The organism is Leucobacter faecis (assembly GCF_054456635.2).
The window spans coordinates 85,830-102,299 of record NZ_JBTJEP020000007.1 but is presented as its reverse complement, the minus strand read 5'-3'; the positions used below and the strand labels follow the sequence as shown (position 1 = coordinate 102,299).

Annotated in this window: 14 protein-coding genes; 12 read left to right on the top strand and 2 right to left on the bottom strand. The window is 66.6% G+C overall.

The genetic code is table 11. The annotated features are described in order from the left end of the window. The first annotated feature begins 22 nt into the window (after positions 1 to 22). The 8 genes from ACXR2T_RS07685 (at position 23) to ACXR2T_RS07650 (ending at position 8,719) form a co-directional block, all read left to right on the top strand. Positions 23 to 1,321: an FAD-dependent monooxygenase gene (locus ACXR2T_RS07685; protein ID WP_458838843.1), complete on the top strand. Its 1,299-nt coding sequence runs from the start codon at positions 23 to 25 to the stop codon at positions 1,319 to 1,321. Further along, complete coding sequence (locus tag ACXR2T_RS07680; RefSeq protein ID WP_458815940.1) at positions 1,318 to 1,788, top strand: YybH family protein; 471 nt, start codon at positions 1,318 to 1,320, stop codon at positions 1,786 to 1,788. Before ACXR2T_RS07685 ends, ACXR2T_RS07680 begins: the two co-directional genes overlap by 4 nt. Then, entirely contained in the window at positions 1,785 to 2,708 is a 924-nt protein-coding gene (locus tag ACXR2T_RS07675) for a fumarylacetoacetate hydrolase family protein (protein WP_458838844.1), read from the top strand. The genes ACXR2T_RS07680 and ACXR2T_RS07675 overlap by 4 nt, the downstream gene beginning before the upstream one ends. A gap of 5 nt (positions 2,709 to 2,713) precedes the next feature. Next, positions 2,714 to 3,112 carry a RidA family protein gene (locus ACXR2T_RS07670; protein ID WP_458838845.1) on the top strand — a complete coding sequence of 133 codons (399 nt, stop codon included), beginning with the start codon at positions 2,714 to 2,716 and terminating at the stop codon, positions 3,110 to 3,112. A 129-nt stretch (positions 3,113 to 3,241) separates the two neighbouring features. After that, complete coding sequence (locus tag ACXR2T_RS07665; protein WP_458838846.1) at positions 3,242 to 4,789, top strand: ABC transporter substrate-binding protein; 1,548 nt, start codon at positions 3,242 to 3,244, stop codon at positions 4,787 to 4,789. An 83-nt stretch (positions 4,790 to 4,872) separates the two neighbouring features. Then, positions 4,873 to 5,820, top strand: coding sequence for an ABC transporter permease (locus tag ACXR2T_RS07660; RefSeq protein WP_458815948.1), 948 nt, complete (start codon positions 4,873 to 4,875; stop codon positions 5,818 to 5,820). After that, complete coding sequence (locus ACXR2T_RS07655) at positions 5,817 to 7,841, top strand: dipeptide/oligopeptide/nickel ABC transporter permease/ATP-binding protein (RefSeq protein ID WP_458838847.1); 2,025 nt, start codon at positions 5,817 to 5,819, stop codon at positions 7,839 to 7,841. Before ACXR2T_RS07660 ends, ACXR2T_RS07655 begins: the two co-directional genes overlap by 4 nt. Continuing rightward, on the top strand, positions 7,838 to 8,719 hold the full coding sequence (locus tag ACXR2T_RS07650) for an ATP-binding cassette domain-containing protein (protein ID WP_458838848.1): 882 nt from the start codon (positions 7,838 to 7,840) through the stop codon (positions 8,717 to 8,719). The genes ACXR2T_RS07655 and ACXR2T_RS07650 overlap by 4 nt, the downstream gene beginning before the upstream one ends. A gap of 99 nt (positions 8,720 to 8,818) precedes the next feature. Here ACXR2T_RS07650 and ACXR2T_RS07645 read toward each other — a convergent pair whose 3' ends face one another. After that, a complete protein-coding gene (locus ACXR2T_RS07645) occupies positions 8,819 to 9,052 on the bottom strand; it encodes a HepT-like ribonuclease domain-containing protein (RefSeq protein ID WP_458838849.1) in 234 nt (77 codons plus the stop codon). 101 nt (positions 9,053 to 9,153) lie between these two features. After that, positions 9,154 to 9,483: a nucleotidyltransferase family protein gene (locus tag ACXR2T_RS07640; protein ID WP_458838850.1), complete on the bottom strand. Its 330-nt coding sequence runs from the start codon at positions 9,481 to 9,483 to the stop codon at positions 9,154 to 9,156. A 134-nt stretch (positions 9,484 to 9,617) separates the two neighbouring features. Here ACXR2T_RS07640 and ACXR2T_RS07635 point away from each other — a divergent pair, with 134 nt between their 5' ends. From ACXR2T_RS07635 to ACXR2T_RS07620, 4 genes are read left to right on the top strand one after another with little or no spacing between them, the layout of a single operon-like run. After that, positions 9,618 to 11,045 carry a DUF3375 domain-containing protein gene (locus ACXR2T_RS07635; protein WP_458838851.1) on the top strand — a complete coding sequence of 476 codons (1,428 nt, stop codon included), beginning with the start codon at positions 9,618 to 9,620 and terminating at the stop codon, positions 11,043 to 11,045. Next, entirely contained in the window at positions 11,042 to 11,644 is a 603-nt protein-coding gene (locus tag ACXR2T_RS07630) for a DUF4194 domain-containing protein (RefSeq protein ID WP_458838852.1), read from the top strand. The genes ACXR2T_RS07635 and ACXR2T_RS07630 overlap by 4 nt, the downstream gene beginning before the upstream one ends. Beyond that, positions 11,637 to 15,032: an ATP-binding protein gene (locus ACXR2T_RS07625; RefSeq protein ID WP_458838853.1), complete on the top strand. Its 3,396-nt coding sequence runs from the start codon at positions 11,637 to 11,639 to the stop codon at positions 15,030 to 15,032. Before ACXR2T_RS07630 ends, ACXR2T_RS07625 begins: the two co-directional genes overlap by 8 nt. Next, positions 15,029 to 16,357: a Wadjet anti-phage system protein JetD domain-containing protein gene (locus ACXR2T_RS07620; RefSeq protein ID WP_458838854.1), complete on the top strand. Its 1,329-nt coding sequence runs from the start codon at positions 15,029 to 15,031 to the stop codon at positions 16,355 to 16,357. Before ACXR2T_RS07625 ends, ACXR2T_RS07620 begins: the two co-directional genes overlap by 4 nt. Positions 16,358 to 16,470 lie beyond the last annotated feature (113 nt).

Sequence of the window (16,470 nt, the reverse complement as noted above, 5' to 3'; positions counted from 1 at the left end):
GAAGAAGAAGGTTAGAACCCACATGCACGACATCGCTATCGTCGGCGCCGGCCCCGGCGGACTCATCACGGCACTGCGCCTCCACCAGCAGGGCATCAAGGTCAAGATCTATGAGACCGTGCCCGAGCTGAAACCACTGGGGGTGGGCGTCGACATTAAGGTCTACGGCGTCAAAGAGCTCGAAGAGCTCGGCCTGCTCGAAGAGTTTCGCGAGATGTCGGTCGACGCCGTCGACTCGATCTTCTTCAACCACTACGGACAAGAAATCTACGCCGAGAAGTGCGGCGTGCACATGGGGTACCAGCACGAGCAGCGGTTTGTGCACCGCGGCTACCTGCAGCTCATGTTCTACCGCAAGGTGATTGAGCGGCTCGGCGAAGACGCCGTCGTGCTGGGTGCGCGGGTCACCCATTACACACAGGACGATGACGGCGTCACCCTGCACATTGAGCACCGCGACGGCCGCACCGAAGAGGTGCGCCACGAGGGCGTCATCGCGGCCGACGGCATCAAGTCGGCCGTGCGCGCACAGATGCACCCAAATCTTGCGAAGCCGCACTACTCGGGCATCACCATGTACCGTGGCACGACGCTGCGCGAGCCAATCTTTGACGGGCACACGATTCTGCACGTCGGAGACCCGCGCATTTCGACCATGATCATCTACCCAATCGCCGACGACTTTGAAGGCTCGGGCAAACAGCTCATCAACTGGGTGGTCGAAGTCGAGGGTGAAGAGGCCATCGAAGACTGGAACCAGCTCGGCACCGTCGATGACCTCTTGCCGCTGTATGACACGGTCAAGATCGAAGGGTTTGACGTGCAGCAGCTCATGCGCGACGCCCGTGAGGTCTACCTCTTTCCCCTCATTCGCCACGAACCCCTCGACACATGGGTCGACGGCCGGGTCGTGCTGCTGGGCGACTCCGCGCACGCCATGTACCCCCGCGGCGGCAACGGCGTGTGCCAGGCCTTTCTCGACGCCCGAGTTGTGGCCGAGCAGCTCGCCCGCCACGAGAACATTCACGAAGCGTTCATCGCTTTCGAAGACGAGCGCCGCGTGCCCGTCAACCGCATCATCATGAACATGCGTGGCGAGGGCTACGAGGTGGTGCGGCGCATGGTCGCCGAACGCACCGACGGCCAGCCGCTGCCCAACCGCGAGGCGATCGAAGAGGTGCTGCCGATCGCTGAGGCCGACGAGATCTTTAGCAACTACCACCGGCTCGTCGGCCAGCCCCTGCGGCCGGGCCACGACACCTACTCGAGCGGGTTTCGCACGTGGGAGACGCAGGCTGCATCAGAGGGGGCACTGGCGTGACCCAAATCGACACGGCCACCCCAGCGCAGCGGGCCGAGCTGCTCGAGGTTGAGCGGCGCAGGCAGCAGGCCCTCATCGACGGTGACCTCGAAACGCTGCGCGACATCTTCGACGACAGCATTGTGCACGTGCACGCCCCCGGCGTCGTACAGAATAAGACAGAGCTGCTCGAACACGTCGAAGTGCGCAGGCCGTACCTCGAGATGACGCGCGGCGAGCTCACGCTGCGGGTCGCCGGCGACACCGCGATCATCACCGGCGCCCTCACCAACCGTATGCGCGCCCCGGGCGGGGGCGAGCGCACGCTCAGCGGCCCGGTCACCCAGGTGCTCGTGCGCGGCGACGATGGCGCCTGGAGGTTCGTGAGTTTTCACATGACCCCCTACGGCGAGAAGGCCTGGGGCGACCTGCCTTCAGAACAGCGGGCCGCGCAAGAACGTGTGACGGCAGAGGGGGCAACAGCATGAAACTGGCACGATTCACCCCGCCAGGCGCCCAGTCCACAGGTGCCCAGTCCACCGGCGTACGCGTTGGCCTCGTCGAGGGCGACGAGATCATCGACCTGTCGCTCGTGCCCGGCGTGGGCGCTTCGCTGCGCGAACTGCTGCCGCGGCTAGACGACCTGCGCCCGGCGATTACCGCAGCCGCCGCGAACGCGGCAAGCGCACGCTTCGCGCTCGCCGACGTGACCCTCGAGGCACCCATCGACGCGCCGCAGAAGTACCTCGCGATCGGCATGAACTATCGCGAGCACGCCGAAGAGGCCAGGCAGGCGGGCATCACCATTCCTACCAACCAGTTTTGGTTCAACAAACAGGTCTCGTGCATCGCCGGCCCCTACGCCAATATTGAGAAGCCGCTCGTGTCTGACGCGCTCGACTACGAGATTGAGCTGGGCGTCGTGATCGGCAAAGAGTGCCGCCACGTGCGGGCAGAAGACGCCTATGACGTGATCGCGGGCTACCTCGTGACGAACGACGTGTCGGTGCGCGACTGGCTGCAAAAGCGCTCGCCCACGTTTACGCTCGGCAAATCGTTCGACACCCACGGGCCGATGGGCCCGTGGCTGACGACGGCAGACGAGGTGCCCGACCCGCAGAATCTGCGCATGACGCTGACGGTCAACGGCGAGGTGCGACAAGACTTTCGCACCGATGACATGATCTACGACATCGCCGCGCAGATCGCCGAGCTGACAACCGTGATGACGCTCATGCCGGGCGACATCATCGCGACGGGCACACCAGCGGGCATTGGCGCCCCCACGGGTAACTTCTTGCGCGCGGGCGACGTCGTGCGCGCCGAGATCGAACTGCTCGGTGCGATCGAAAACACGGTCGTCAGCGAGCCCCACGAGCCCAACGCACACAGCGAGCGAAAGGCATAACGACCATGGCACGCCGCGAGTCGATTTACCTCACCGGGTTCGCGCACGCGAACCCGGTGCCGGTGGCCAGCAAGATTGGCCCGCTGGTGCACTCGGGGGTGCTCACGGGGCGCGATCCGGCAAGCAATGAAATGCCCGAGACGCTCGAAGCACAGTGCCAAAATGTGTTCGCGCACGTGCGCGAACTGATGCGCGCGGTGGGCGGCACCACCGACGACATCGCGAAGCTTACGTTCTACGTGGCACGCTATCGCGACCGCGACGCGATCAACCGCGCGTGGGAGGCGATGTTCCCTGACCCGGCGCAGCGCCCGGCGCGCCAGGTGATGCATGCCACGCTCGACGGCGGGGCACTTATTCATTGCGACCTCGTCGCGGTGCTCACGGGGGAGGGCGCTCTCTGACCGGCCCCCACGAACAACACGCCGCAGAATCTTCATAGATCTCAACACTCAAAACATCTGTAGTTCGATATTCGCAATAATGTGCAGCGGTGATGTGCCACTCGCACAGCCAGACGCAAGGAGGCGTCCATGTCCAAGAAAACCATCCTCATGAAGACTCTCGTGCCGCTCAGTGTCGCGGGCCTGCTACTCACGGGCTGCAGCGGCGGCGGTGATTCAAGCGGCGGCTCCGGATCAAGTGCCGCGGCCGCAAGCGACACCCTGCGCGTGAACTGGGGGGCGCTGCCCGACAGCTGGGCGCCGGGCACCCAGGAGATGGAGCCGGGGCACATGCGCGTGCCATACGAGACGCTCGTATTGCGCGACAAGGACGGCACGATCTCGCCCAACCTCGCGACCGAGTGGGAGTTTGGTGAGGGCGCGATGAACCTCACGATGAAGCTGCGCGACGACGTCACCTTTCACGATGGCACCCCGTTTAACGCCGAAGCCGTGAAGGCCAACACCGAATACGTGAGCGACGTGGTGGGTGGCCAGTTTGGTGGCCCGCTGAAGGCCGGCGTCGAGTCGGTTGAGGTCGTTGACGATCACACCGTGAAGTTCAACTTCACGCGCCCCTACGGCACGTTCCTCGCACTGTTGAGCCAGCGCAACCTGCCCATCGCCTCGCCTACCGCGATCGCCGACGGCTCGATCGAGACGCACCCCGTGGGCACGAGCCCCTGGGCGTACGACGAATCGAAGTCGGTCGCCGGCACCAAGGCGTTCTTCGGCGAGAACACCGACTACTGGGGTGAGAAGCCGTACTTCGCCAACATCGAGGTCGACGCGATCGTCGACGAGACGGCCTCTGCCGCGGCGCTCCTGTCAGGTGACCTCGACGTCAGCGCGATCGAAGACGACGAGATTCCGCGCCTCGAGTCGGCCCCCAACGCCGACTACCTGCAGTACGAAGCGATTCGCAACAACATCACGTTCTTCGACCGCGGCGAAGGCGGGGTGTTTGAAGACGCGAAGGTGCGCCAGGCGCTGTGCCTCGCGATGGACGCCAACGTGGTGAGCGACCTCAAGGGCGGCGTCGCACACAACCAGCACTTTGTGGAGGGCGAGCCCGGCTACAGCGCCAACATCACCGGGTTTCAGGAGGACCTTGACGCGGCAAAGAAACTGTGGGCAGAACTCGGCAACCCGACGGTGAACGCCGAGATCGGCGCGGCGCCGTTCAACAAACAGGAGTCCGTGATCCGGGCCGAACAGATGAGCGAGCTGCCGGGCGTGACGATCACGGTGCAGGAGCTGACCGTGCCGCAGTACCTGTCGACCTGGAACAGCGGACAGTACGCGCTCGGTATGGGTAACAACCCGCAGATCACGCCGGCCGACTGGTACGGTGCTTGGTTCTCTGAGACCGCCCCGGCCAACCCCTCCAAGGTCGTGAGCGGCGAGCTCAAGGGCCTCGCCGTCGAGGCACAGAAGGCGGGCGGCGGCCCCGAGGCCGACGCGAAATGGGAGGCCGTGATGGAGCAGATCTCTGACGAGGCGCTCGCCTGCAACTTCCTCGCCGGTGAGAAAGCAGTCGGGTACAACACCGACACCGTCACCGACGTACAAACTGCACCCCAGGTGTGGGAGCAGAACCTGATCGACTACCACGCGATCAAGCCCGCGGGCGCGTAACCCGCGCCGCCCCACCCCCACGCACCACACTCGAAGGAGAGAACCGACATGGCACCACGAGCGAACCGGGCCAGGGAGCATACGTGCTGAAACTCATTGCATCACGCCTCGCGCTTGTCGTGCCGCAGCTCGTCATCGTCTCAGTGCTGGTGTTCTTGCTCGTCTACCTGATTCCCGGTAGCGCGGCCGCCATGATTCTGGGCGACGCGGGCTCAAACCCCGAGGAGATTGCGCGCGTCGAGGCCGAGCTCGGCCTCGACCGCCCCTTCTTCGTGCGGCTCGTCGAGTGGCTCGCCGCCGCGGTGCAGGGCGACTTTGGTGTCTCGCTGCAAAACGGGCGCCCCGTCTCTGAACTGATCGCGCAGCGGCTGCCCGCCACCCTGTCGCTCGTGGCCGGCGGCCTCGTCGTCGCCATCTTCATTGGCCTCACCCTCGGGGTGCTGGCCGGCACCCACGCGCGCGGTGCGGTCGACCGCGGCGTCACCGCCTTCACCTCGTTCATGCAGTCGGTACCCGAGTTTTGGCTCGGCCTGATCCTGATCTTGGTGTTTGTGATCCAATTCAACATTGCGCCGGTGATCGCCTGGACCCCGCCCGAACAAGACCCGGCCGCATGGCTGCGAGGGCTCGTGCTGCCCGCGATTGCGCTCGGCATGGGCGCCTCAGCGCTCATCGCGCGGCAGACTCGCACCGCGATCGCGCAGGCCTTAGAGTCGCGCTACGCCGACACGCTCACCGCGGCCGGTGTGCCCAGGCTGCGCATCATCTGGGTGTACGCGCTGAAGAACGCGATGGTGCCCGTGCTCGCTTCGAGCGCGCTCGCCGTCTCCATTCTGTTTGGCACGAGCCTCGTCATGGAGCGTGTTTTCTCATTTCCAGGCGTGGGCACGATGCTGCTCAACGCCGTCATCGGCAAAGACTTTCCGCTCGTGCAGGGCACCGTCATGGTGATCGCCGTGATCATCATCGCCGTGAACCTGGTCGTCGACATCAGCTACGGCCTGATCAACCCGAAGGCGAGGCCCCAGTGAGTAACCCCACCCCTCCCAAGACGCAGGTGCTGCGCCTCACCAAACGCGAAGCGCCGCGCGGCAAGTCGAAGTTTCTTGGCCGCCTGCTGAAGCAACCCACCGTCGTGCTGTCACTCGTGTGGATCGCGATCGTGGTGCTCTGCGCCGTGTTTGCGGGCGCGATCGCCCCGTACGACCCGCTCGAGAACAACTTCACCCCCGATCAGGTGCTGCAGGGGCCCTCTGCCGAGCACTGGTTCGGCACCGACGACAACGGCCGCGACGTGTTTAGCCGCATGCTCTACGGCGCACGCATCGCGCTCGCGGTGGGCATCGGCTCGGTGCTCGTCGCGATGCTCATTGGCGTGCCGCTCGGCCTGCTGCTGGGCTATCGCGGCGGCTGGTGGGACCGCATTGGCACCCGCTTCGTCGACATCATCGACGCGATGCCCGGCATGCTCGTCGCGTTCGCGGTGATCGCGATTCTGGGGCGCGGTCTGCCGTCGCTGATGCTTGCGATCGGCCTCATCTTCTGCATGAACTTCGCGCGCATGTCGCGCGCCATCGCGCTCGCCGAGCGCGGCAAGATGTACATCGATGCGGCCAAGGTGTCGGGGCTGCGCGAGAGCGCGATCGTGTTCAAACAGATCCTGCCCAACCTGCTCGGGCCGCTCGTCATTCAGGGCGCCATTCTCACGGGCTCGGCGATCATCATCGAGTCGGGTCTAAGCTTTCTCGGCATCGGCCTGCAGTCGGCTGTGCCGTCCTGGGGCGGGCTGCTGGGCACCGCCGCCGCCAAGCTCGCGCTGCAGCCGTTCCTCGCGATTCCCCCCGGCGTCGCGATCGTACTCACCGTGCTCTCCTTCAACATGCTCGGCGACGGCATCAATGATGCGCTCGCCGGCGACAAGCGCAAGCGCATCAAACCGGTCAAGGCCCGCAAGCGCGAGGCGCCCGCTGCGCTCGCCGCCGCTGCTGTGTCTGCTGCTGTGTCTGAAACCGCTGTTCCGGATCCGGCCGCAGCAGACGCGGCCCTCGCCGTGCCCGTGCTCGACGTGCGCGGCCTGGGCGTCGCGCTCTACGCGGGCGGCGAGCCCGTGCCGCTCGTGCGCGACGTCTCGCTCACGATCGGCCGCGGTGAGATTGTCGGCCTGCTCGGCGAATCGGGGTCGGGTAAGTCGATGCTGGCGCGCTCGATCCTGGGGCTTCTGCCCGCAGGAATCGGGGTGAGTGCGGGTGAGATCCGGCTCGATGGCGAGAACATCGCCGGGCTGGGTGAGCGCGACCTGCGCGCCGTGCGTGGCACGCGCCTCGCCGCCGTGTTTCAAGACCCAATGGCGTCGCTGTCGCCCGTGCACACGATCGGCAAGCAGCTGATGGAGCCGCTGCGCGTGCACTTCAAGATGACGGGGGCGGCGGCGCGTGCCAGGGCGGCCGAGCTGCTCACCCGCGTGGGCGTGGCGAACGCCGAGCGGCGGTTGAACGACTACCCGCACCAGTTCTCGGGCGGCATGGCGCAGCGCGTAGCGATCGCGATCGCGCTCGCGTCACAGCCCGACCTGATCATTGCCGACGAAGCGACGAGCGCGCTCGACGTGACGACGCAGGCGCAGGTGCTCGACCTGCTGCTCGACCTGCGCGACGAGTTTGGGCTGTCGATTCTGCTCATTACACATGGCCTCGGGGTGGCCGCCGAGGCGTGCGATCGTGTCGCCGTGATGTACGCGGGTGAAATCGTCGAGACCGCCACGGTGGAGGGGCTGTTCGCTCGCCCGCATCACCCCTATACGGCGGCGCTCTTGTCGGCGAACCCCACTCGCAGCGGTGCCGCGAGCGGCCCGCGCAGCCCGAGCGACAGGCTGCCCACAATTCCCGGCGTCGTGCCGCTCGCGGGCCAGTGGCCCGTCGGGTGCCACTTTGCGAGCCGGTGCGCGTTTGCCACCGAGGAGTGCCGGGTGGCGACGATTCCGCTCGAGAACGGTGTGCGCTGCATACGCGCAGCCGAGCTCGACCTGACCCACGAACTGGAGGCCGCACAGTGAGTGCTTCACAACAGCAGGCAGGCGCCCCGCTTTTACGGGTGCGCGACCTCGCGATTTCGTACGGCGGTGGCGGCCTGTTTGGCGGCGCCGAGAAGCGCGTCGTCGAGGGGGTCAGCTTCGACATTGGCGCGGGCGAAACCCTCGGCCTCGTGGGGGAGTCGGGCTCGGGCAAATCGACCACCGGCCGCGTGATCTTGCGGCTGTTGTCCGCCGCCTCCGGCACGGTCGAGTTCGAGGGGACCGACATCACCTCGTTCGGCAAACGCACCCCGCTGTCGTACCGCCGCGACGTGCAGGCCGTGTTTCAGGACCCGTCCATGTCGCTTAACCCGCGCCAGCCGGTGCAGGCGGCGCTCACAACCGCGCTCGCACGGCACGGCATCGGCGACCGCGTCGAGCGCGCCAGGCGCGCGCGTGAGGTGTTCGACCAGGTGGGGCTGCAGCAGGCCCACCTCGACCGGCTGCCCGGTGAGCTCTCGGGCGGCCAGCAGCAGCGCGTCGCCATCGCGCGTGCCCTCGTGCTGCGACCCAAGCTCGTCGTGTGCGACGAGGCGGTGAGCGCGCTCGACCTGTCGACGCAGAGCCAAATCATCAACCTGCTCATGGACCTGCAGCAAGAGACCGGCGTGAGCTATCTGTTTATCGCGCACGACCTCGCGATCGTGCGTCATATTTCTGACCGGATCGCGGTGATGCGGTCAGGCCGCATGGTTGAGATCGCCGCAGCCGACGACCTGTTTGAGCGCCCGGGGCACCCGTACACGAAGCGGCTGCTGGGGGCGACCCCGGCCGATACGCCCGTGGGGCGGGCCGAACGCCGTGCGATGCGCCGAGATTTCGCCGACGCCCACGCCGCGGGCAAGCTGCCGGTGCCGTAGCGGCGAGGCCTCTTCACGTGGGCGCCGAAGATCGAGTTTGTGCCAGAGCTCGTGGTGCGGTCTTCGACTGGGGGTGCCTCGTGTGGCTCGTGCGGCCGTCTAGGGCTCGTTGCCTGACCCGCGCAAAACACTTGCCAAAGGCGGCAGATAAGTCTCGACCACATCGCGTACCGTATCGGCGTCTACACCGAAATATTGGTGCACGAGGATGTTGCGAAAGCCTCGAATCTGGGTCCAAGGAATCTCGGGGCGCGCGGCGGTGAAACTTGCCGAGAGGTGATTCGCCGCTTCGCCGATGATTTGGAGGTTACGTTCAATTGCGTCTTCAGCCATGTCGACGAGGTGGGGGTCTTCGCTACGAAGCGAGCCGATCTAACGCTGGCAGCGGGAGATAGCCTGCAGTATGTCTGCAGCGCGCTCTTCATCGCTGCGGCTCACAATGGAACCGCGTCTGAGAGTGCCGTCTGTGAAATGGGGCGCTTGAGCAGCTGAACAGGAAAGATGTCAATGTCGTCCCGGCCAAAGAGTAACCGTGCTTCTTCCATGAGGCCGGCGGCACGCATGAGGATATTGCCATCGGCCGGATCCATTTCAACGAGAATGTCAATGTCGCTGCCCTCGTGCGCATTGCCGCGGGCGACCGAGCCAAAAAGTTTTGGGTTTGTTGCTGCGTACTTCGAAAGTAGCTGAAAAAGCTCGATTCGCCGCGCTTCAAGAAACTCGCGAAGGGCGAGCGTCTGTGGCGTAACGGCGGCTGTTGACATGTTTCCAGAATAGCGAGGTGGTACCGATTGCGCGAGGTCTTTGCCTCGAACTTAGACCGCATACGCGGTCCGAGCTAGGTCGCGGGCAGCAGGCCGCGTGGCGCCGTGTCGCACGTGCCAGATACCCTGAGAACGTGAATCTCGAAGACATCGCGAAGCTGCGTGATCAGCACCCGGCCTGGCGGCTGCTCAGCGCCGGCAGCGCGCCGCTCGTGCTGTCGTTTCTGGGGCAACACTTCGTCGAACAGAATGCCGGGGCGACGCCCGCGAGCCGCCTCATCGATGCGCTCGATGAGCACCTCTACGCGATTCACCAGGTCGATGCAGAGTCGTACCCGCGCGCCCCCGAGGCTTACCTCAACGACTGGGCGGACCCCGAGCGTGGATGGCTGCGCAAGTTCTACCCCGTCGACTCAGAAGAGGTGCACTACGACGCGACCCCCGCGGTTGAGAAGGCCTACCGGTGGGTGCAAGACCTGCAGAAGCGCAGCTTCGTGGGCACTGAGTCGCGCCTGCACACGCTCTTCGAACTGCTGCGCCAGATCGTGCACGGCAGCGAAACCGACCCGGCCGCCCGCATCGCCGAGCTCGAGCGCCGTCGCGTCGAAATCGACGCAGAGATCGCCGCCGTGAAAGACGGCCGGGCCGAGCTGCTCGACGAATCGGCCGTGCGTGACCGCTACCAGCTGTTCTCGTCGACGGCGCGCGAACTGCTCTCAGACTTTCGCGAGGTCGAAGAGAACTTTCGCGGCCTCGACCGGTCGGCGCGCGAGCGCATTACAGGCTGGGAGGGCAGCAAGGGTGCACTGCTCGACGAACTGATGGCGAGCCGCACCGACATCGCCGCGTCAGACCAGGGTCGCAGCTTTCGCGCCTTCTACGACTTTCTGCTGTCAGAGCAGCGTCAGTCTGAGCTCGCCGAGCTTGTTACGTCGGTGCAGGGCATGCCGCAGGTGCACGCCGACCGGCGCATCAGGTTTATTCACCACGATTGGGCCGACGCGGCCGAGCGCACCCAACAAACCGTGCGTAGCCTCTCAGAGCAGCTGCGCCGCTTTCTTGAAGACCAGCAGTGGCTTGAGAGCCGGCGCGTGCTCGACTTGGTGCGCGCGGCCGAGGTCGCGGCGCTTAAGGTGCGGGCCGATCCGCCCCTCTCTCTGGGCCTCGAGATCGACCTGCCGGGCCTGCCGGTCGACCTGCCGTTTGAGCGGCCCCTCTATAGCAAGCAGCCCGAGGCGCAGGTCGACAGCCTGCTCGCGCCGGTAGAAGAGGAGACGGTCGAATACGACGCGCTCCTGACACAGAAGTTCGTCGACGCGGCCCGCCTCGCGGGCAACATTCGCGCCGTCGTGCCGCCCCGCGCGACTGCCGAGCTCGACGAGATCCTCGCGCTGTACCCGGTCGAGCAGGGCATCGCCGAGATTCTCGGTTACCTCGCGCTCAGCGACGACGACCTCACCATCGAACTTCACGACGAGCAGGAGATGACCATCGACTACACCGACCTCGCAGGCGCGGCCAAACGCGTGACGCTGCCCCGTGCGACGGTGAGCGTGCGATGAGGGCGCCAGAAGAGCAGGCCGTCTCGACGGCCATCGTCAAGCTCATGCAGGGGGTCGTCTACCGCGAAACCCACGAAGACGCGTGGCGCACGCTCGAGCGCCACGAGGCTCAGGTGCAAGACCACTTCGCCACGATCGACGTGCGCGTCGTGATCGATCCGCTCGAGGGCTACGCGTTCCTCAAAACGGCTGAGATCGATGAGGGGCAAGACGCGCTGCCCCGGCTCGTGAAGCGGCGCGCGCTAACCTACCCCGTGAGCCTGCTCTTGCTGCTCATGCGCAAGCGGCTCGTCGAGTTTGAGGCGGGCGGCGGCGAGGGCAAGCTCGTGCTCGAACGCGAGCAGATCCTCGAGATGCTGCGGCTGTTTCTGGCCGATTCGACGAACGAGGCCCGCGTGCTGCAGCAGGTCGATCAGACGATCTCGCAGGTCGAGAAGCTCGGCTTCTTGCGTGAACTACGCGGCAAACACGGCGCCGGATCATTCGAGGTGCGACGTATTCTCAAGGCCTACGTTGACACCGAAACCATGGCTGATTTCGCCGCCAAGCTTGAGGAATACGCGGCGGGCGCAGCCGCGACAGGAGACACCGATGACTGATGCCCTGTTCTCGTCGCTCGAGCTCGACACCCCCGAAGCCGGAGGCGCTGGCCGCACCGGGTACCGCCTGCACCAGCTCGAGGTGCTCAACTGGGGCACGTTCGATAGGCGCGTGTGGAGCCTCGGCCCGAACGGTGCGACGTCGCTGCTCACCGGCGACATTGGCAGCGGCAAGTCGACCCTCGTTGACGCGGTCACGACGCTGCTGCTGCCGGCCAACAAGATCTCGTACAACAAGGCCGCGGGCGCCGGCACGAAAGAGCGCAGCCTCCGCAGCTATGTTGAGGGGCACTACCGCTCAGAGCGCAACGAAGCGACGGGCGCTTCTCGCCCCGTGGGGCTGCGTGACCACCGCTCGTACTCGGTCATCTTGGGTGTCTTCGTGAACGAGGGCTTCGGCCAAGAGGTCACGATCGCGCAGGTGTTCCATCAGAAGGATCGGGCGGGGCAGCCCGAACGGTTCTACGTCACCCAGGGGCGCCGCATGAGCGTCGCGGGCGACTTCAGCGACTTTGGCAGTGATCTGAAGCAGCTGCGCGCGAGGCTGCGCAAGGGTGGTGCCGACATCGACACCACGTTCCCCGACTACGCCAGGCGCATGCGGCGCCTGCTCGGCATCAAGTCAGAGCAGGCGATGGAGCTGTTTCACCAGACCGTGTCGATGAAATCGGTGGGCAACCTCAACGATTTTGTGCGCAGCCACATGCTCGAACAGGTCGACGCGAGCCGCAAGATTTCGACGATCGTCGACCACTTCGAGAACCTCACCCGCTCCCACGAGGCCGTGCAGAAGGCGACTGAACAGCTCGCCCTGCTCGACCCGCTCATGGAGTCGGCGGGTAGTTTCGAGGCCGCCGCCGCACGTCGTGCCCAGCACGAGGCCGAGCGTGAAGCACTCGCGATCTACATCTCAGAGCTCGCCCAACAAGTGCTCACCGACGCGATCACGGCGGGCGACGCCGAGCTCGCGAGCGCCCAAGCCGAGCAGGGCTCGCTTGACGCCCGCCGCACCGCCATCACCCCCAAGCGCGAGGCGCTGCAGCTCGAACGCATGCAGGCGGGCGGCGACCGGCTCGGCGCGATCGATGCCGAGCTGCCGGTCGCCGAGGCCCAGCTCCGCGACCGCACCCGCAAACACGACCGCTTCGCGGGGCTGCTCGCAGACGCGGGCCTCGATGCGGTCACGAACGAGCAAGTCTTTCGCGAGCGTCTCACGCTCGCCGCCACAGCGAAACCCCGCGCCGAAGAAGAACGTCAGCTCGTCGCCGAGCGGCGTCGGCCGATCGTGCTCGCACACGGGGCAGACAGTGCGCGCAGAAACGAGATCCGGCAAGAAATTGAGAGCCTTGAACAACGGCGCAACAACCTGCCGCCCGAGCTCGTGCGCGTGCGGCAGGCGCTGTGCGCGGCGCTCGGGCTCGACGAGCAGGCGCTGCCGTTTGCGGCCGAGCTGATCGAAGTACAGCCCGAGCACGCCGACTGGACGGGCGCGGCCGAGCGCGTGCTGCGGCCATTTGCGCTCAGCATGCTCGTGCCGCAGGCGCGCTACGCCCAGGTGTCGGCGTGGGTCAATGCTGAGCACCTGGGCGCCCGGCTGGTCTACCTGCGCGTGCCCGAGCGGCAGGTGCGCGCCACCCCTACCGAGGCGATGGGCGGGGCGCTCAGGCTGTTCGATGTGCTCGCGATTGAGCCCGGCGACTTCGCGGGCTACCTGCGCGGTGAGCTTGCGCGCCGCACAGAGCACCGGCTCGTGCAGGGCGCGCAGGCGCTCGCCCGCGAAGACCGCGCCGTCACCCGCGAGGGGCTCGTGCGCGACCGCGACCGGCACGAGAAAGACGACCGCTACCGCGTCGGCGACGCCCGCCGCTGGGTGCTCGGCCGCTCGAGCGAACGCAAGATCGCTGCCCTCGGCGCAGAGCTTACCGAGCTGCAAGACCGCATCACCGCGGCCGCGGCCCAGCTTGAAGCGCTCGACGGCGAGGAGCGCGCACTGTCGAACGCGATCCAGGCGTTCGCGCGGCTCGAGGAGTACGCCTCGTGGGCCGAGCTCGACGTGGCAGGTGCCCACGCTCGGGTCACGGCGCTGCAGGGCGAGCGCGACCGCATTCTTGCCGGATCATCGCGGCTCAAAGAGATCGATCTGCAACTTGACGAGCTTGCCGCCGAAAAACTGCGCCTCGATCGCGCTTACGACGAGGTCGTGAAACGCATCGGCCGGGTTGAAGCCGAGCTTGACCGGCTGCGGGGCCGGCTGCGCCAAGAGACGGGGCAGCTGGCGGGCATCGGGCACGAAACCATGGCGGCCGCGCGCGAACGATACCCGCAGCTGCGGGGCCGCATCGGCAAGCGCAGCGTGGGCACGGTTGAAGAGTGTGATGCGCTGCGCACCAAGCTGGGCCGTGAACTGACGCAGGCGATCGATGCGGCGCAGCGCGAGATGAACGGGCACACGACGCGCGTGCAGCAGCAGATGAGCGAGGTGCTGCGCAGGTGGCCCGAGTTCGCGGCCGAGATGGACGCGAGCGTCGCCGCGATCGGCGAGTTTCGGCGGGTGCACGAGCGCGTTAAGAACGATGATCTGCCCAGGTTTGAGGCCGAGTTCAAACGGCAACTCAACACTGAGGCGATCAATGACCTGGCCGGGTTTAACCACTGGCTGTCACGGCAGGCCGAAGAGATTCGCGGGCGCGTGGCGACGATCAACGAGGCCCTCGGGGCGATCGACTACAACCCCGGCCGCGTGATCGAGCTCGTCGCAGAGCCCACCGTCAACACCGAGATTCGCGACTTCAAAACCGACCTGCGCGCTGCGACCGGCGACCTGATCGGTGGCGACGAGGGCGCTGACGGTGACGACGGCGGGGCGAGGTTTGAGCGCGTGCGCGGCATCATCGAGCGGTTTCGCGGGCGCGAGGGCCGCACCGAGGCCGATAGCGCCTGGACGGCCCGCGTCACCGACGTGCGCAACTGGTACACGTTCGCGGCGTCAGAGCGTGACCGCGAGACCCTTGAAGTGTACGAGCACTACACCGACTCCGACGGCAAATCGGGCGGGCAGAAAGAGAAGCTCGCCTACACGATTCTCGCGGCGTCACTCGCGTACCAGTTCGGGCTCGAGTGGGGCGTCACGAAGTCGAAGGACTTCAGATTTGTGGTGATCGACGAGGCGTTTGGCCGCGGCTCTGACCAGTCGACCCGCTACGCGCTCGAGCTGTTTGCAAAGCTCGGGCTGCAGCTGCTCATCGTCACGCCGCTGCAAAAAGTGCACGTCATCGAGCCCTACGTACACTCGATCGGCTTCGTCGATAACCCCGAGGGGGCAGCGTCGCGGGTGCACACGCTCACGGTCGAAGAGTTTCGGGCGAAGCGCGGGGCCAGCGAGCGATGACCGCCGTGGGCGGGGCGTCTGTGGGCGGCGGGGCGCGTGGCGCAGGCAACGCGGCGGATCGGGCCGCGGGCGCGGCCCCTGCCGCCGAGGCCCGTGCCACCGGAGCCCGTGCAGCCGGTGCCGCGAGCGCCGACCCCGCGTCATGGACGTCGCCGGCCGACATCGCAGCGCGCGTGCAGCGCGTGTGGAAGACCGGGCGGCTGCTGCACGATCACGCAATGGGCGCGCCCTTCACCCCGATCGCGGTGCCGCTCAAGGGCCCACAGGCGCAAGGCCTTGCCGAGCACCTGTCGGCGGCGCGAGCCTGGGCCGCCCGCATCGAACGCGCCGCAGACGGCGGACGCGCGTTTCGGGTCGAAACGACGGTGGTCGGCGGCCGCAGCCTCGGCCGCACGAGCCTGCCCGGCCGTGCGATCATCGAGAGCTACGATCAGGCCTGGCGCGTGCTCGCGCAGGCGCAGACTGCCGGGTTCGAGCAGCGACACACCGTCGAAGCGTTTGGTGAGGTGCTGCGGCTGGCCGCGCACGTGCCCGAGGCACACGCGTGGGCACTGGCGCACCCGCTGCGCGCGACGCAGATCGCGCCCGAGTGGCCCGCGATCTTGCGGGCGCGTGACTGGCTCGACTGGCACCGCGGCTCGGGCAAGTACCTGCGCGAGGTCGATGCGGCGGGCGTCGACACCAAGCTGATCGAGCGGCACCGCAGCCTCCTCGCCGAGCTGCTCGCTGTGCCCGCGAGCGCGGCTGGCTTCACGACGGCGCTGGGGCTTGCGGCCAAACCCAGCTTTGTGCGCTTGCGTTTCGATCCGGATCTATTGGGACTGCCGCGTGAGCTTACCGAAGCGTCGTTGCGGCTCGACGAGCTGTCGCGGGTGCGGGCGCAGGTGACGCGGGCGCTGATCGTGGAGAACGAGGTGAGCTACCTGAGTGCGCCGGTGCCCGCGGGCGGGGTCGTGCTGTGGGGCAAGGGTTACGACGCCGCGACCCCCGCGTCGCTGGCGTGGCTCGAACCCGCAGCAGAGCGCGGTGATGTGCTCTACTGGGGTGACCTCGACACTCACGGCTTCGCGATTTTGAATCGGGTGCGGGGGCGGCTGCCCGGTGTGCGCTCGGTGCTGATGGATCGTGAAACGCTGCTCGCCCACGAGGCGCGGTGGGGCAGCGAGACGACGCCCGCGAACGTGTCGCTGCCGCACCTGACGGAGGCCGAGCGTGAACTCTATGAAGACCTCGTGACCGACCGCTACGCGCCAGCGCTGCGGCTCGAGCAAGAGCGCATCGACTGGCCGTGGGCGCTCGCCCGCCTCGCAGGCGCACAGATTTAGCACTCCTAAATTTAGTTTCCTAAATATTTAGGCGTACTAAAAGTTCGCGCGAATAGGGCCCGGGTCATCCTGCGCGACGAAGGTGTCGCCGGATCAACACCCGCACCGCTAAC

What these genes read in the sequence shown, in the direction of transcription:
- ACXR2T_RS07685 (WP_458838843.1), top strand. Translation starts at nt 23, where the DNA reads ATGCACGACATCGCTATCGTCGGCGCCGGCCCCGGCGGACTCATCACG.
- ACXR2T_RS07675 (WP_458838844.1), top strand. Translation starts at nt 1,785, where the DNA reads ATGAAACTGGCACGATTCACCCCGCCAGGCGCCCAGTCCACAGGTGCC.
- ACXR2T_RS07670 (WP_458838845.1), top strand. Translation starts at nt 2,714, where the DNA reads ATGGCACGCCGCGAGTCGATTTACCTCACCGGGTTCGCGCACGCGAAC.
- ACXR2T_RS07665 (WP_458838846.1), top strand. Translation starts at nt 3,242, where the DNA reads ATGTCCAAGAAAACCATCCTCATGAAGACTCTCGTGCCGCTCAGTGTC.
- ACXR2T_RS07645 (WP_458838849.1), bottom strand. Translation starts at nt 9,052, where the DNA reads ATGGCTGAAGACGCAATTGAACGTAACCTCCAAATCATCGGCGAAGCG.
- ACXR2T_RS07640 (WP_458838850.1), bottom strand. Translation starts at nt 9,483, where the DNA reads ATGTCAACAGCCGCCGTTACGCCACAGACGCTCGCCCTTCGCGAGTTT.
- ACXR2T_RS07630 (WP_458838852.1), top strand. Translation starts at nt 11,042, where the DNA reads ATGAGGGCGCCAGAAGAGCAGGCCGTCTCGACGGCCATCGTCAAGCTC.
- ACXR2T_RS07625 (WP_458838853.1), top strand. Translation starts at nt 11,637, where the DNA reads ATGACTGATGCCCTGTTCTCGTCGCTCGAGCTCGACACCCCCGAAGCC.
- ACXR2T_RS07620 (WP_458838854.1), top strand. Translation starts at nt 15,029, where the DNA reads ATGACCGCCGTGGGCGGGGCGTCTGTGGGCGGCGGGGCGCGTGGCGCA.